A 15810-nucleotide genomic window follows, 5' to 3' on the forward strand; every position below is an offset into this window, starting at 1 on the left:
CGGAACAGACGCACACTCAGGCGGGCAGGAGCGGCTCCAGGAACTGGCTCGGCGAGCCGTGCCAGAAGATGTCGAGGCTGTCTCGGGCACGCGTCGCTGCGACGAAGAGCAGTGAGCGGGCCCGCTGCATCTCGCGGCGGTGACGTAGGGCGTCGGCCGACCGCAGTTGCAGGATCGCTTCGCGTGGCACGAGACCCTGTGTCACTCCGGCGATGATCATGCGCTGGTATTCCAGCCCCTTGAACCGGAACATCGTCCCGATGTGGACGCCCTCGTCCCCGCGTGGCCCGTCCGGACCGATCTCGACTGCCCTGATCTCGACCTGGGCGAGGGCATAGGCCACCTCCTGCGCCATGGCGTTCGTGGGGACGCAGATGCCGATCTGTTCAAGCGGGATGTCACCCCACCCGGCAATCAATCCGGCAATGCCTTCCCGCTCCGCGTCCCAGTCCGTGCTCGGGTGCAGTGTGGGCACGCCGCCGCTCAGAACGGATCGGTAGCCGGCCAGAGTCTCCTCGCTGCCGTCGAGGTCGTCGAACGCCTCCCCGCGCAGCACTTCGAGCGCCGAACCGAGGATCTGCCGGGTAGTGCGATAACTCAGGGACAGTTTGGCCGAGCGACCCCGGATGTTGATCCCGAGGCTGCCGAGCGTGACCTGCGTGCTGTAGATGCGCTGATGGGTGTCGCCGACCAGGAAGAGATCGTTGCGCTCCCGGGCCACCATCGCACGCAGCATCTTCCAGTGCCCTGGCTGCAGGTCCTGTGCCTCGTCGACCACGATGTGCCGGTAGCGATAGCGCAGCCAGCCCGCCGAGGTGTCCTGCAGGTGGATGTTTTCCCGGCCGCCGGCGGCCTCGCGCTGTCGCTCCACGGCCTGGATGCGCTGTTCACGCTCCATCTCCAGCCTTGCGGCACGCTCGGCGACCTGTCCCCAGGTCTGCCGTCCGAGCTGGTCCAGCCGCTGGGTGAACCGCTCCGCCAGCTGCCAGATCTCGGCACGTTCGGCCCGGGTCACGTTCCGGCCCCGGCCTGCGCGCCGGGCGCGGAAGTAGTCGGTCCGGGACGCGACCGCCTGGCCGAGGATCACCTGCGTCCACTCCTCGTGGAGGAACTCCGCGTCCCAGCCCGTCTCGTCCGACTCGTCGAGCATCGAACGCCACTCACGCAGGGCCTGGTTGTCATCGATGGTCTGCCTGCTGCTGCCGGGCTCCGCCTCGCGCACCACACGCAGCGCCAGCTGGTCGACATGGCTGATCTCGACGCGCGCCAGCAGCTCTTCACCACCCAGCTCCAGCAGACGAGCCCGGAGGTCTGCCGCCAGGTTCTTGTTGTACGTGGTCAGCAGTACCGGCTTGGTGCGCCCCGGCGGCAGCTGGGACACGAGGTGCTTGACCCTGTGGAGTGCGACGATGGTCTTGCCCGTACCAGGGCCGCCTCCCACGCGCGTCGGCCCGGAGTAGTCGCGCTCCACCAGCTTGGCCTGTGTGGGGTGCAGGAACACCTTCCAACGGCCGAAGCTGCCGCCTTCCAGGGCCTCTCGCAGCGCGTCGTCGGTGGTGGTGACCATCGTCGCCGGGCGCTCGGCCGCCGCCTGAAAGTCGGTGGTGTCCACCGGTTCGGGTGCGGCAACGGGGGCCGTGACCTGTTCGAGGACCTCGTCGTACGACTTGCCGTCGAAGAGGGACAGCAGCACCTCGCCGGAGAGCTGCGGTGCGTACTCGACGAGACCGAGCAGTTGGTCCTCGGTGGTGAGCGTGCGTACGACGGGCAGCAGCGGTTCGGCCACGCCGAGTTCGGTGAGCTGCTCGTCGGTGACGTGGGCGAAGAGCGGCTCGGGGGCCACGGACGGCGCGGGCGCAACCGGTTGTTCCGGTTCGGCCGGCGCAGCCGTCTTCGGCAGCAGTCGCTTGGCGAGGCTCTCCTCGACGACCTGGAGGTCGACGTACTCGATGCCGCCCGTGACCGGGTTGACGCCGTACGTGACCCGGTCGTACACGTCCTTGCGGTGCCGTACCGAGACGATCAGCCAATCGCCGTCCGCAAGCCGCAGCAGCAGCGCTCGGTAGTCGTCGCTGACCCGTGCGGACCACAGGCGTGTGTCGCCTGTCAGCTGCTTGAGCCGCAGCCCCGAGGAGTGCGGGTTCGCCTTGAACTTGTGCTGGAAGTCGTAGATCGCCCCCTTCACCGTGCGGGGGAGCTTGAGGATCTCCTTGTCGGCCTTGTCCAGCAGCCGAAGTGTCACGTTCGCCGTGCTCATCAGTGGGTGCCCCCCCGGGTCGTTCCGTCGTGCCGTTCCTGTCCTCGGAGCCGCTCGGCCAGCTCCCTCGCCGTCCAGCCGCCGGCGGGGCGCACGTCCCAACCCGCGGCGGCGTAGGCACGGTCGCGGTCCTCCGCTTCCGGATCGCCTTCCGTGTCCACCGGCCGGTGGTCCAGGACGACACCGACCTTGGCGTCGGGCCAGGCCAACTCCGCCATCCAGCCGCGGTCGTCGAGCTCATAGCCGTCCCGCGGCGCCGGGACGCCGAGGGATGCGAGCGCCACGGCCAGGAGTTCCAGCCCCGGCTCGTCCGGGTCGAGCAGCTCCAGCACGGCCTCCCAGCCGTCGGTCCGCGTCGTTGCCGGAGCCTCCTCGACTCCAGGGACCGCCACTGCGGCGGCCAGGGGCGGCTCCTGGGCCGCTGCGACCGGTGGCCGTTCCTCGACGAGCGTGACGCGGGTCGACTCCAGCCAGCCCGCCCCGCCCGCGACGGAGAACTCCTGGGCCGAGAAACCGTCCAGCAGACTTGTCGTCAGCTGGGCACTGTCGCCGCCGCCCTGCTCCAGGAACTGCAGCAGATTGCTCCAGTACAGCCAAGCCCGCCAGCGCTTCTTGTGACGGGCCTCGTCTGCGACGGCCGCCTCGGAGTCGTCGAGGACGGTGATCGCGGACCACACGGGGGGAGTCCGCCGCCCGTCGGCGGCGGCCACCACCCGGCAGGCGGACGCGTCCGTCGCGGCGAGCAGACGTACCTTCCCGGGCTGCGTCTGCGGGGGCCGCCCGCGCAGCGCCGCCTCGATCTGCTCGCCGACGGTGTCCGCCGAGACGACAGCCGCATCGGCGCCCGCTCCGGTCAGGCCCGCGACAACGGCCTCCGCCCGCGCGAGCCATCCGCCCGCGTCCGGAGCCCGCAGATAGGCGATCAAGGTGTCCGCCGGGTTGACCCACACCGTCTCGGCGAGCTCACCTGGCAGGGCGCCGCGCACCTTGGCGTAGTACGCACGCGCCTGGGCACATGCCTGCTCACCGTACGGCCTCCACACGGGATCGGCCGGGCCGGCTGCGGAGTAGCCCGCTTCCCGGACGCGGGTGCGCCACTCCTTCACGTCGTAGTAGGTCAGCTGGAACACGCGCACACCGTCGACACGCAGCCGTGCCCGCTTGGTGGCGTCGTCGGCGAGGCGGTTGTGCTTCGTGCTCGCGTGGAACTCGTAACCGTCCAGATACAGGGCGAGGCGCGGGCCCGGGGCGTCGAGCCGCTCGAAGAGGACGTCGGGCCGGGTACCGTCCAGGACACGCTGCTGGGACACCCGCCACCGCAGGACGGCGCCGTCCGCCGCAGTGAGCCGGAGGTCCAGCGAGTACGTCCCCGCGGCCGTCGTGTATGTGTCGGCAGCGGCCCGGGAGTCGGGCTGAGCTGCCCAGTCCTTGAGCGTCTCGACGAACATGACCTCCAGGTCGGACTCGGCCTGCCGCTCCAGCGGGATCTGCTGAGTGGTGCGGATCTCGGTGGTTTTCCACGCCTCGCCGTCCTTGCCCAGGAGCTCGTCCAGCATCTGGCGGACCTCGCTCCGGCTGACGCGGTCGTAGTCGCTCGCAGGCACACGGCGCAGCAGACAGCGGTGACAGCCGTCCTGACCCTTCTCGATGCAGGTGCAGCTCTCGATGACGTCCCGGGCCGCCACCAGCACCTCGCGGAAGCCGTCTGCGGACGCGAGCCGGTGCAGATAGCCCGTCCCGCCAGGGAGGCGGTCGTAGACGACGAGGAAGCGTCGCGTCCAGTCGGAGTCGCCGCCGTCGGGCATGGAGGCGGCCGCGATGTCGATGTGGTCGGGGTCGCCGCCGTAACGGGCGGCGATACCGGCGAACATCGCCGCAGTGAAAGAGGCGAGCCGCTCCCGGGCGCGGGCGACCGACGCGGGCAGGAGGATCCGGACCGCCTCGGTGTCCAGCTCGTGCGCCAGCAGCAGCGGCAGATCCTGCCCCTTGCCCTGCTCGTCGCCATTGCCCTTGGTCCGTCGGCGGGGGCACCACAGCAGGTGGTGTGCACTGGCCTTGGCACTGGCGGCGAGGGAATCGGTGAGCGCGTCCTGCGGCTTGTCCGCCACAGGCCGGCCGTCGGCGGTCGCACCGCCGCAACTCGCGCAGACGTAGAACGGGTTGATACGTACGTCATCGCCTGCGAGCGGGACGGTGCTGCTGCCGTCCTGCCGGTCCACACCGAGGTTGAGGGTGCGGATCTTCGCGCGACGGCTGAAGTCGACGCCGAATGTGGCCGTCTCGTGCCGCCAGGAGCCCGGCGCCAGATGTGCGGGATCGATGTCGACGGTGGTCAGCATGGCGTACCGCCGCCGGTCCCGCTCGTCCTTGTCGTCGCGCACCCGCGCGTCGTCCCGCTTGTCACGGGCGATGACCCGCCTGGGCTCCAGTACGTACTGGACGCAGCCTGCGTCTGCGATCTCCCGCCCGCCGCAGCGCGGGCAGGGCGACGCGTCGTGCTGGGCGTTCTCCGTCCGCACGTAACCGCAGGCCGGGCACAGGCGCCACACCTTCCAGGACCGACGGTCGGGGCCCCCGATGTCGAGAGCCCGCACCTGGTGGCGGTAGCCGTTGACGTAGAAGCTGTTGCCCGGGGCGAGTTCGGCGAGGGCGAGCCGGCGCGAGCGCTCGTAGTCGCGCACCTCGCTGCGGTACGCCTTGCGGCTGCCCTCCTCGCCGTCCGGGTTCTCCTCGGTCCAGTAGAGGGTGGCCTCCAGTTGCGTGGTGGTGTCCGTGAGGCTGTAGTTGGGCAGCAGGCCGAGCTCGACCAGTGCACCGTGCGCGCTGGAACGGCTCAGCTCGCGCAGCAGATCACCAGTGGTGCGGCGCTCCGCCAGCAGCTCACGGTGCTCCCGGTCCTGCTCCGGGTCGCTGCGGACCAGCCCCTCCATGGCCGCATCGATGGCCGCGATGCGCCGCCGTAGCTCCTCACGGCGTCCCGTCCAGTCCTCCTCGGCCTCCTGGAGCGTGCGAGCGATGCCGCCGGTCGCGTACGCCCGCAGCTCGTCGGCAGCGTGGTCGGTGACACCCATGTCGTCGTCGCTGCGAGGGAACAGCGAAAGGAACTCCTCCACCAGCCGCGCCCCGTGCGTCAGAGCCGCGTCCGCCAGGTCCTGGCACCAGCCGGTCGTGCCGAACAGGGCGGACGCCAGCCGGGGTACGGGCATCAGCCGCTCGCTGTCGGCCGTGGTCAGCTCGCCGCGAGCGGCAAGATCCAGCAGATGCGCCGTGTACTGGCGGCGCAGGATCTCGACGGCCGAGAGATAGCAGCCGGGCGGCACGATGTCGCCCGCGATCATCTCCCGCGGGTCGTCCAGGTAGTACAGGTCCCGGGCGCGCCGGCCACCGAAGGCCACAACCAGCGCGTTGCCCGTCCGGCGGCCCGCCCGCCCGGCGCGCTGCACGTAATTGGCGGGTCCCTTCGGCAGCGAGCCCAGCAGCACGGCGGACAGATCGCCGATGTCGATGCCGAGTTCGAGCGTCGGTGTGCAGGAGAGCACGTTCGGGTCGGTGTAGTGGGTACCGGATCGGAAGGTGCGTTCCACGCGCTCGCGCTGGGGCCGGGTCAGCATGCCCGTGTGCTCGGCCGTCACGACCCGGAAGGTGCCGCCGGTCAGGTACAGCCGACGGTAGTAGTCGTCCCGGTAGTCGCGGGCACGGGAGGCGGCGAAGCCGCTGGAGCCGATGCTGCTGCGGATGTCCGCCCCGGACGCCCAGCCGTCGGTCAGCGGTGCCCGGAGCATCCCCCCGCACCGGTAGCGGGGGCACGGATGCCCGTACCAGCGGGTGCGGCGCTCGGGCGGCACCACCTGCTGCCAGCCGCAGTCCGCACAGCTCACATACGCCTTGTTGACCACGTCGTCGTCGAGCAGCCGCACCTCGACGTGCCCCGGCTGCAGTCCATACACCCGTGTGGTGCGGTCCTGCGCCGTACGCACCGAGAGCGCGTGCTCCTCCACCAGGACCGGCAGCAGCCTGCGCAGGTACTCTGTCGCCCCGGCCGTGTCCAGACCGAGGCAGCGCCGTGCCCAGTCCTGGTACCAGCCCAGCCGTCCGGTCACGGCGTCGAAGGCTGACCGCTCCTTCTGTCCGTCCAGCAGGAACCGTGGCACGGCCATCCCGTCGGGGAACGCCGGCATGCCGTCGGGCCGGCCGCCCCAGATCTTGTAGCGGGCCACCCCTGCGTCCTTGATCCACGGCTCCAGCCACCGGTGCCGCACTCCGCCGCGCAGCCGGATGCGCTCCAGCAGGCCGCGTACGAAGGCCAGATACCGCTCCGGCGTCGGCAGCCCGCCGCTCACCATCAGCTGCCCCGGCAAGGACAGATGGAGATCCCGGGCCAGCGCCGTGATCCGGTCGGGGTGGTCGATCACGACCTCGGCGGCGGCGGTGCGTGTCAGCTCCAGCGTGCGCCCCTGGCGGGAGCGCAGCCCGAACTCCATCACCGTCGCGAACGCCAGCCGCTCGCCGATCAGCTTCCAGGTCCGGGCGTCACCCGTGCCCCGCCCCGACAGCAGCCGGTCCACGCCGGGTTCGTCGTGCAGGTCCGGCGGCACCACCGCGGCCAGCGCCTGGGGATCGTCCACCGAGTCCAGCACATTGCCGATCAGGTCGTTGAGCGCGACCGGGGCGCCCGACTCGTCCAGATTGTGTGCGAGCAGCGACCTGAGCGAGAACTTGTAGGACGCGTTGGCCACATAGCCCGCCCGGTGCGCCGCGTCCTGCGTCGAGTCGTTGAAGAGGAGCGTCTTGCGTTCCTCCGGCACGAGCGCGATGTCTCCGCCCGTGAACAGCTGGGTCACGGTCGCGGAGGCGAGCGCGGCGAGAGCTGTGCCGAGAAAGCGGATGCCGTTGTCGGTGTTGCAGGCCGGACAGCGGTCGTCCAGGGCGGCCTTGTCCGCCGACTTCTTGTCCGTGATGGCGAGCGCGAACCACGCGTCCTGAAGTTCCTCGGCGTCGGCGAGCTGCGGCAGCCGGTATGTGCCCTGACCGCCGTCCAGCACCACCACCGACAGCGGGTCCGTCCCGCCGGACGAAGGCTTCGCACCCGTCAGCGCGTTCAGCGCCTCCTCGGCCTCGGCGGGGGTGGCCGCTATGAAGTAGCGCATGCGCCGCTTGTCGCGCCCGAGTCCGGCCCGCCACACCTTCTCCTGGGCCATCACGAGCTGCTGCGGATCCGCCTCCGGCGACAGTGCCGCCCAGCCCGACCGCCCGCAGTTGCGGCAGTACACCGCAGGCAGCGTCGCGGCGGACGGCCTCAGTGCGGTGTCCGTGCCCGGGATCGACTCGGGCCGGCGTGCGTCCGCCGCCCTGCTGCCGGAGTCCTCCTCGCCCGCGACGGGCGGCCCGGCGGCGAGCGCGGCACGCCTGGCCGCCGTACGGTCGTCCTCGTACCACCGGAACTCCGGGGTCCTCCCCACCCCGCGCAGCACGCGCGTGACGGGCCGCACCCACAGATGCGCCTCGATGTGCAGCAGGGGCCTGGGCCGCTTCTCGTCCGACTCCGGGTCGCGTGCGGCGGACAGCAACGCCACGAAGCGGGACAGCGCCTGGAGTGCGAGCCGGGGATTCTCCCGGGCCGTGCGCCCCCACGCGTATCCGAGACCGCCCAGCAGGTCACGCAGCTCCCACTCGCCGCGGGGCTCACCGTCCAGCAGGGACAGCACCTTGTGCGTGAAGTCGTGTCGCTTGAGCAGCCTGCCGATCTGGAAGGCGTCCAGCCCACCGCGCCCCAGCAGACGGGCCACCAGCCCGTCCAGGTCCAGCAGGTCGGGATGCGCCTCCACGCCTGGACCGCCGGACGCCTCGATGACCTCCTTGGGACCCGGCGGCTCCGGCAGCTCGTAGTCCACCTCACCGGCGAACTGCCCGGCGGTCAGACGCTCCTCGCCGACGACCGCGTCCGGCCCGAACTCCACGCCGAACACCTGCGCCGCGACGTCGAGTATGCCCGTACGCCCGCTGCTGCCGCGGCCCTCGCCGAGCGTCGCCGACGTCGCCACCGGGCAGATGTCACGTGCCCCGGTCGCCACCGCCAGCCGCCGGAGCAGCATCGCCACGTCCGTGCCCTGCGCACCGTCGTAGGTGTGGAACTCGTCCAGCACCACATACCGGATGTCGGCGCCCTGCCACAGTGGCAGGTCCTCGCCGCGCTGCAGAAGCAGATCCAGCATCTTGTAGTTGGTGATCAGCACATCGGGCGGCGAGACCCGCATCTCCTCGCGCCTCGTCATCACCCGCCGGAAGTCGGTGTCGGGCCGGTCACCGATGTACAGCCCCGCAGTGACCTGAGCGAGGTCCGGCTGCGCCAGATAGTCCCCGATACGTCCTGCCTGGTCGGTCGCCAGCGCGTTCATCGGATACAGCAGCACCGCTTTGACGCCCGTATGCCCGCGGGCCTTCTCCCGGCGGCAGTGGTCCAGCACCGGGACGAGGAACGACTCGGTCTTGCCCGAACCCGTCCCCGTGGTGATCAGCGTGGGACGGGCCGGCCCGTGGAGAGTGCTCAGCCGCTCCCACGCCCTGACCTGGTGGCGGTACGGCGGGAAGCCGGGCCGCCAGTCCAGGTGCCGCTGCCAGCCGTCGTCCGCGGCATGGAACGGCGTCCTGATCCGCAGATACGGCCCCCTGAAGATCCCGGTCTCCGGATGCCCGAGAAACCGCTCCAATGCGAGCCGGGTGTCCTCGTCCGCCAGCGCGTACGTCGTCGTGAGGTACTGGGTCAGACTGCCCCGCAACTGCGCGGCGGCCAGCGTCGGCCTCACGGTGCTCCCTCGGTGCTGCTGTACGTGCAAGTGATGTGGATCAACCGTATATCCGACCGCGGACATTCTGACCAGGATCGGTGATGACGGGATATCGCCCGTGGCCGGATATGCACCCTTTCGTGACGGACTGTCTCCGTTCACCCTGCGACCAGGGACGACTCGGGAGCCATGACCATGGGGGAGCCGTGACGGTCGATGCCTGTACTGCCGACGCGTCGGCGCGCCATCCACGCCTACGGGCGCCTGGCCACGGACATCGGCCGGTGCATCGCGCCCCTGTGGACCGCCGTCCCGCGTACCGGCCCGGAACCCGAACGCGGAACTCCTACGAAAGGGCGACCTCGGCCCACACCGTCTTGCCCGGGGCCGCGGCGCGCGGTGAGACGCCCCAGTCGGTGGCGAGCGCGTCGACGAGCAGCAGCCCGCGGCCCGAATCCTCGTCGGAGGAGGGGAGCCGCGGTCCGGGGCACGGCTGCTTCTCCGTTCGCGTGTCGGTGACCTCGGCGCGCAGAGTCGTCGAGGTGGCGATGAGACGCAGGTGGAAGTCCCGTCCGGGCACATGTCCGTGGCGCACGGCATTCGCGACCAACTCGGCGGTGATGAGCGTCACGGCCTCGTTCGCGGTGGAGTCGTACGGGTGTCCCCATTCGTGCAGCCGGTGGGACACCAATCGCCGCGCGAGCCGCGCTCCGCGTGGTGTGGATGTGAACTGCATCGAGAACTCGCGGGTGACCGACAGGGCTTGAACGAGTTCCTCGGACGAAAGATCGGCTGGCTTCATGCCGCCCAACGGTGCCGCCACGCAAACCTCGCTGACCAGGGGTGATGCGTGGACGGTCGGGGCTTGTACGAGGTTGCCGCGGCGATGTACGTGCAGACCGCCGGCCCATGGCTTCAGCTCCCCAACTTGCGCCCGATGTAGGCGATCCGCAGTGTCCCCTCCTCGCGGACGGCACGGAAATGCAGCCGGCCCGCCCCGGGGGTGAAACGACCGTGCAGGTCGAAACAGCGCTCCACGCCGTCGAGGTCGCGGAAGATGCAGAGGCGCTTGCGCTGCTCGTGCTCCGGGGTGACCTTCGCCCCTTGCCACTCGGGAAGAGCCACTGAGGTGGGATCCCAGGCGGCGGCCGAGGCCTGGAGGCGGGCGAGGAGGCTGCGCACCTGAATGAACCACCGAAGTTCCAGGCGCTCCAGGTCGTCCTGGACGCGGGGAAGGAACTGGAGTCGGGGAAAGAAGTCCCCCCGCTGCTCCCATAGTTGTGCTGCCGAGTCGACCGCTTCGAGACCCGTCGAAGATCCCCACTTCTCGTGAGGGTCGAGGTCGGGCCGCTGAGCCGCGTGCCGCACAGGCTCGACGACCTGCTCCAGGGACAGGTCGCCGCTGTCGGTCTCCACGAGCCTCCGCGCGGTCACGTCCAGCCACGATCCGGACCAAGCGAGCGAGAGAGGCAGGCTTACCGCCAGCCCGTCCATGAGATGCGCCGCGCCGACGCCCTCGACGGTCTCACCGGCGCACTCGTACTCGATTTCGTCGGATGCGGCGTGCTGCGGCAGCACGTCGGAGAAGGGAGCCCGGTTACGAAGCGCCTTGATGAACTGTCGTTGCGTGCGGTTGCGGTTGTCCGCGGCCCACTGCTGGAAGTGGTAGCCGGTGGCGAGCTCCGCGGATGCCAAAGGAGTCCTGGTCACGAGAGCGACCTCTCGCCAGCTCCGGGCGACGCGTAAGACGCGTACGAACTCGTCCATGGCCGCCCGGACTTCGCCCGATGAGGCGGAGGACTCGCAGGATCTTTCATTCAGAAACAGCAGGAGTGGCAACGCCCGCCCCCAGTCGTCGCGTCGGCACTGATGGCCGGTACCCGGTGTCGGTCAGTCGAGCAGTTGGTCCAGGGAGTTCTCCCACTCGTCGAAGAACCCCTTCGGCCAGTCGGAGAGCATGCCGTCGTCACCCATGTGCGGGCTGAGGATCTCGGCGCTGTGCTGCCCGCCGTTCCTGAAGAAGTGGACGGCCGTGTCCGATGCGGCGATGCGTTTGGTCTTCACTGCGATGCGCAGCCCGTTCAGGACGTGATCCGAGTGCGTCTCGACGACCAACTGCGCACCCGCTGCCGCGGCGGCCGCGATCAGGGCAGCCATGCGGGCCTGCCCGCGCGGGTGCAGATGCGCCTCCGGGTTCTCCAACAGGACGAGACTGCCGGGCCCGGCGGTGAGACACGCGACGACGATGGGCAGGGCGTACGTGAGCCCGAATCCGACGTTGGTGGGGCGGCGTCGACGGCTGGAGTCGATGCCGGTCGTCCCGCCGAATCCGTAACTGAGGCGCACCGAATCGACGCCGGGGATCTCCGCAGCCTCCAGGTTGACGCCGGGACACAACTCCTGCATCCAGGCGACGACTTGGTCCATCAGCGTGTGAGCGCGAGCGTCAGGATGGCGTAGTGGACCTTCCGGGACGATGTCCGGCCCATGATGACGCAGGAAGTTGATGGTGTGTTCGCCGCGTGAACCGAGGAACCCGCGCGCAATAGCCTGGTGGTGGGAGCGCGGGTAGATGGTGGCAGGGACGATGCGGTCGGCCTTCAGGTACTGGAAGCGGCGGGAGAAGAGAGGTACTGATTCGTCAAGTCCGTCGGCCGCCTGCCCCATCACCAAGGAGGTGAAGAACGGCAGTACGTCCTGTTCTGGCGCATACCGTGCAGCCCACCCGCAAGGTGCGCCGTCGGTCATGCGGAGCTCGATACGGATGATGGGCTCCTGGCCGGAGTCTGAGGGCAGAAAGTCCTCATGCAGCACGTCCTGGCCCGTGCCGAGCTCCAGCAGCTCACCGTCCAGCAGGAAACCTCCCCGGCCGTCGGGGTCGTTCACGCCGGTGAGCAGCATGCCTGCGTCGTAGGACTGGCGCAGCATTACCAGGGCCTGCAACACAGTGCTCTTGCCCGAGGAGTTGAGGCCGGTGAGCAGAGTGACCGGTGCCATCGGGATCGTCGCGGAGCGGAACGCCTTGAAGTTGACGAGCTTCAGCCTGTCGATCACGACGCGTTCGATTCCTCCTGCTCCAGCACGGACCGAAAGAGGTCACGGACCGCGGCGAAGCGTGTGACCACCTTGGCTCGGTCGCCCGTTCCCACGGATACGGCCCGTTCGAATTCCCGCGAGGTCATGAGTTGCTGGAACCTCTCGAGGACAACCGCACGCGACGCTACCAGCGCCGTGCGCTCCTGATCAGTGAGTTCGGCAAGGTTCACCGCCACCGTCTCGAAGATGGCCTTGTTGACGGGTGAACGCCGTACCTGCCCCGGATACAGCTTGCGGAAGGCGTGCGCGTCGAAGATCGCCCACGCGGTGAACATCGCCCACCTGAAGGCCTCCGCGTGTGCCTCTCGATCGGCGTCCGACAGACGGTTGATCTGTCGCATCGTCAGCGCGAGGAACTGGTCGAAGTCCTGGGAACGGAAGCTCTCGGGTGATGTCAGCCGAAACGCCATGAACCGCAGCACCATCTCCCGGTCGGCCATCCGCTCGCTGTACACGCCGTTGCTGGTGGCCGTGGTGAACTCGGTCGACTCCGCGAGCGCGGACAGCAACTGCCGTGCCGGCCCGGGGATCAGCGCGTGCCGGATCTCCTGCCGGGTGAGTGGCAGCCCGCCGGTGTTGATGCGGGCGAAGATGTTGAACTTCACGGCCTCCGGGGTGCCCGGCCGGATGACATGGACGACAACCTGCGTCTCGTTGAGACGGATCTGCAGCCGCCCGGTCAGATCCGCGTACCCCTTGCCTTCGAAGTCCTCGCGCAGATACTCCAGCCCGCGCAGCTTGAGTGGGCCCTTGTCGATGCCCGCGACCTCTGCCAGGGCCTGGGGGGCGATGAACCGGGCGATCGCCGTCAGCCGCTGGATGCCGTCCACGATGGCCCAGGAGCTGTCCTGTGCCCAGGAGCTGTCGTCGAGCTCGGCGGCGTAGAAGGAGGGGATCGGGATACGCAGGAGCAGTGATTCGATGAGCCGGCTCTGCTGCTCGTCCGACCAGATGCCCGCGCGGCGCTGGAAGTCGGGAGCGAGGTCGATCATCCCGTTGCTCAGCCGCGACATGAGCAGGTTGATGGTGGGGTTCGACGTCTGAATCTCGATCTTGGAGGGATCGTAGGGAGCCGTGATCCCATCCGCTCCGTGGTCCCCGTCCGTGTCGGGAAGCTCCAGCTCCACGTCCGTGCTCCGGCCGTCGGCACCCACCTCGACGAGGAACCCACCGCTGTCCTCCACGGAAGGCCCGTCCTGGTAGCGCCCGTACAGCGACAGCTGCTCCTTCGCCGCCGCACGGTTGCCGCCGCTGTCCTCCAACGACATGTCTCCTCGTACTCCCGTCCTGGCATCGGCGTGGCTGCGTCCTGTCCCGCCCGATTGTGCCCGATGGTCCGGGTGCTGGGAGGTCAGCAGGCGGACGGCTGTTCAGAAGCCGGGAAGGGTCTCCGGTCCGGCGTCTGGGCGACCAACGACGCGGCGTATGACACGGCCGAAGCGCAGCATCTCGGCCAGAGCTGCGATCGGGGTGGCCCATCGCCCCTCGGGACGCGGCTAGCATCACGCCGTAACCAGCTGGCCGTTCGTGGTGAGGAGTTGGCGTGGCGGAACTGATCCGACAGCAGCGATTCGGCGCCGATGTCGGCTACCACAGCTTCTGCCTGCAGGAGTCCGATGACGCCGAGCTTCCGGTGCCGTATCCCGACGACAGTGTGTTCGGGCAGTTTCTGACCACGTTTCCCGGGCGAATCGACATCTTCAGCGCCGGGCACACGCACACTGCCGCAGTGACCGCCGAGGTGTGGGACGATCGCCCGCCCGAAGAGGACTGGACCCGGTGGGACGAGCGCGGGGAGGCCGAGTTCGTGTCGACCAGCGGCGAGGTGGCCATATGGTCCATGAGTCTCGGGCGGACGGACCAGATCATTACGCTGTCCGACAAGGGCGGCACGTGGCACGTCCAGGTGTGCTGCGCCGGGCGCGAGGAAGCCGAGCGACTGTCCGCCCAGACGGGTACGGCCGACGGCGCCGAGCGCTACCTCGTACGTTTCTGGCCGAAGGTATAGCGACGGATGACACGCGGGGACGGGGACCTGCCAGGCCCCCGCCCCCGCCGGTCATGAGGTGATCTTCACCAGGAACCCGTCCTGGAGTCCGTCGACGAGCCGGTTCTTCGCGTAGAACCCGAGCAGAAGACTGCCGGCGGCACCGTTGTCGGCCTTGGCCACGGGCAGGACCGAGAAGTTGAACTTCTTGGCGTCAGGGTCGTGGTCGGCCTGTGCGGCACCTTCATAGGTGGCGAAGGGGAACTCGTCGCACTCCCGGGTGCCGCCCCAGGAGTAGTTGTCCCCCCAGTACCGCTTGCACTGCTTGACGGCCGCCTTTCGGTTGTCGTCCTTGCGGGTCTGCTGCACCAGCCGGTGCAGCGGCTCCTTCGGCACCTGCCCCGGAACCTTCTTGGCCGACATGTACGGCTTGGTGTCGAGCGGCTTGGTGAACGCGGTACGGATGTGCTCGGCGACGGCCCGCTCCTCGGCCCCTGCCTTCGCGCTGTACGTCAGCGTGGGCAGATAGCTGAACGTGGCCGCGCCCTTGCGTGCGGGGTTTCCGCCGCCGGTGGAGTTCGCGAGGTAGGTGGCGGCGTCCCAGCGTGGCGCGAGCATGAACAGCTTGCCGCTGAGCGCGCCGCCCAGCCTCCAACCGGCCGGCGGTGTGATGGTGATGACCGGCTCGTACACGGAGAAGACGAGATCGGTGGCGCCGCCACTTCCCTGCCCCGGCTTTGCGTTCACCGTGTGCAGGTAGCTCCGCTGCCGCTTGAGCTCCTCGAAGCTCTTGGTGCCCGGCATGTTGCCGCCCTGGACGTAACGGACTCCCGAGGGCCAGCTCTGCGGTATCGCGCCCTTCGTCGTGATCTTCATAGCGGCTGTCGCGGTCGAGCCGGTCGTCTGCATCTCGGTGTAGTAGTACTGGAACTTGATCTCGCGGCTGTTCTTGGCGATCGTGCCGACGACCCGGACGTTGAACATGCTCTCGCCGACGGGCCGGTTGTTCCGTATCCAGGTCTGCAGGAACGACGCACCCGAGCAGACCGCGAACCGGGACTTGATGAAGAACTTCTGCGTGCTGCCGAGCCCGTTCCGGCACTCCTCATACGTCATGGTGCGGGCGGGCTCCGGATATGTGGCGAACGGTGCCAGCTGGGAGGAGGAACGATTCGACGGTGCCGGCGCGGGCGTAGGCGCTGAGCCGGACGGCTCCTTGGACAGCGGCGCGTACGACGCGGCAGGGCCCACCGTCTCAGCAGGCAGTCGCGCCTCGGACTGCATCTCCCCCGTCATGCGGCGCAGGGTCTCTCTGACCCGACCGCTGCGCAGGTCCTCCAGTGACGGATGTGCCGCCCCAGAAGGCATTACGTACGTCTCGATCCGCAGATCGTCCTGACCGCCGGCAGCCGCCGCGGCCGGGGCTGCGACGGGCAGAAGGGCCGCGATGGTGAGCAGGGCGAATGTCCGTCCACGGGCGTGGCGGAGCCACGGTATTCGCATGGATGTACCCCCGAGTTGGTCGGTGTCGGCTTGGCGCCGATCACCTGGTCGCCACCAGACCTATCGAACTGGTGAGCGTTTGTTGGGGGTGTGGGCTCAGCTTGGCGCGTTCAAGGCGCTTCTCTGGCCGGATGGGGAGCAAGTGACTGGCAGGCAACACGGGAAGCCCGTGGGCGAGGTGC

General features: G+C 69.2%; 8 protein-coding genes. 1 reads left to right on the forward strand and 7 read right to left on the reverse strand.

All coding sequences use genetic code 11. The features are described from left to right. Positions 1-16 precede the first annotated feature (16 nt). From ACWCP0_RS03870 to ACWCP0_RS03895, 6 genes are all read right to left on the reverse strand, one after another. Positions 17-2257: a UvrD-helicase domain-containing protein gene (locus ACWCP0_RS03870; protein ID WP_451077240.1), complete on the reverse strand. Its 2241-nt coding sequence runs from the start codon at positions 2255-2257 to the stop codon at positions 17-19. Next, positions 2257-9060 carry a DEAD/DEAH box helicase gene (locus tag ACWCP0_RS03875; protein WP_451077241.1) on the reverse strand — a complete coding sequence of 2268 codons (6804 nt, stop codon included), beginning with the start codon at positions 9058-9060 and terminating at the stop codon, positions 2257-2259. The genes ACWCP0_RS03870 and ACWCP0_RS03875 overlap by 1 nt, the downstream gene beginning before the upstream one ends. A 328-nt stretch (positions 9061-9388) precedes the next feature. Further along, positions 9389-9844, reverse strand: a complete 456-nt coding sequence (locus tag ACWCP0_RS03880) for an ATP-binding protein (RefSeq protein WP_451077242.1) — start codon at positions 9842-9844, stop codon at positions 9389-9391. 113 nt (positions 9845-9957) lie between these two features. Continuing rightward, a complete protein-coding gene (locus tag ACWCP0_RS03885) occupies positions 9958-10752 on the reverse strand; it encodes a hypothetical protein (protein ID WP_451077243.1) in 795 nt (264 codons plus the stop codon). Between the two features lie 180 nt (positions 10753-10932). Then, entirely contained in the window at positions 10933-12096 is a 1164-nt protein-coding gene (locus ACWCP0_RS03890; RefSeq protein ID WP_451077244.1) for an AAA family ATPase, read from the reverse strand. Beyond that, positions 12093-13406, reverse strand: a complete 1314-nt coding sequence (locus ACWCP0_RS03895) for a DUF262 domain-containing protein (RefSeq protein ID WP_451077245.1) — start codon at positions 13404-13406, stop codon at positions 12093-12095. The genes ACWCP0_RS03890 and ACWCP0_RS03895 overlap by 4 nt, the downstream gene beginning before the upstream one ends. Before the next feature lie 275 nt (positions 13407-13681). Here ACWCP0_RS03895 and ACWCP0_RS03900 point away from each other — a divergent pair, with 275 nt between their 5' ends. Beyond that, positions 13682-14146, forward strand: coding sequence for a hypothetical protein (locus tag ACWCP0_RS03900; RefSeq protein ID WP_451077246.1), 465 nt, complete (start codon positions 13682-13684; stop codon positions 14144-14146). Positions 14147-14197: 51 nt separating this feature from the next. On the opposite strand, the gene ACWCP0_RS03905 is transcribed toward ACWCP0_RS03900, so the two are convergent. After that, positions 14198-15628, reverse strand: coding sequence for a hypothetical protein (locus ACWCP0_RS03905; protein ID WP_451077247.1), 1431 nt, complete (start codon positions 15626-15628; stop codon positions 14198-14200). Positions 15629-15810 lie beyond the last annotated feature (182 nt).

Source organism: Streptomyces sp. NPDC001970, assembly GCF_053594115.1.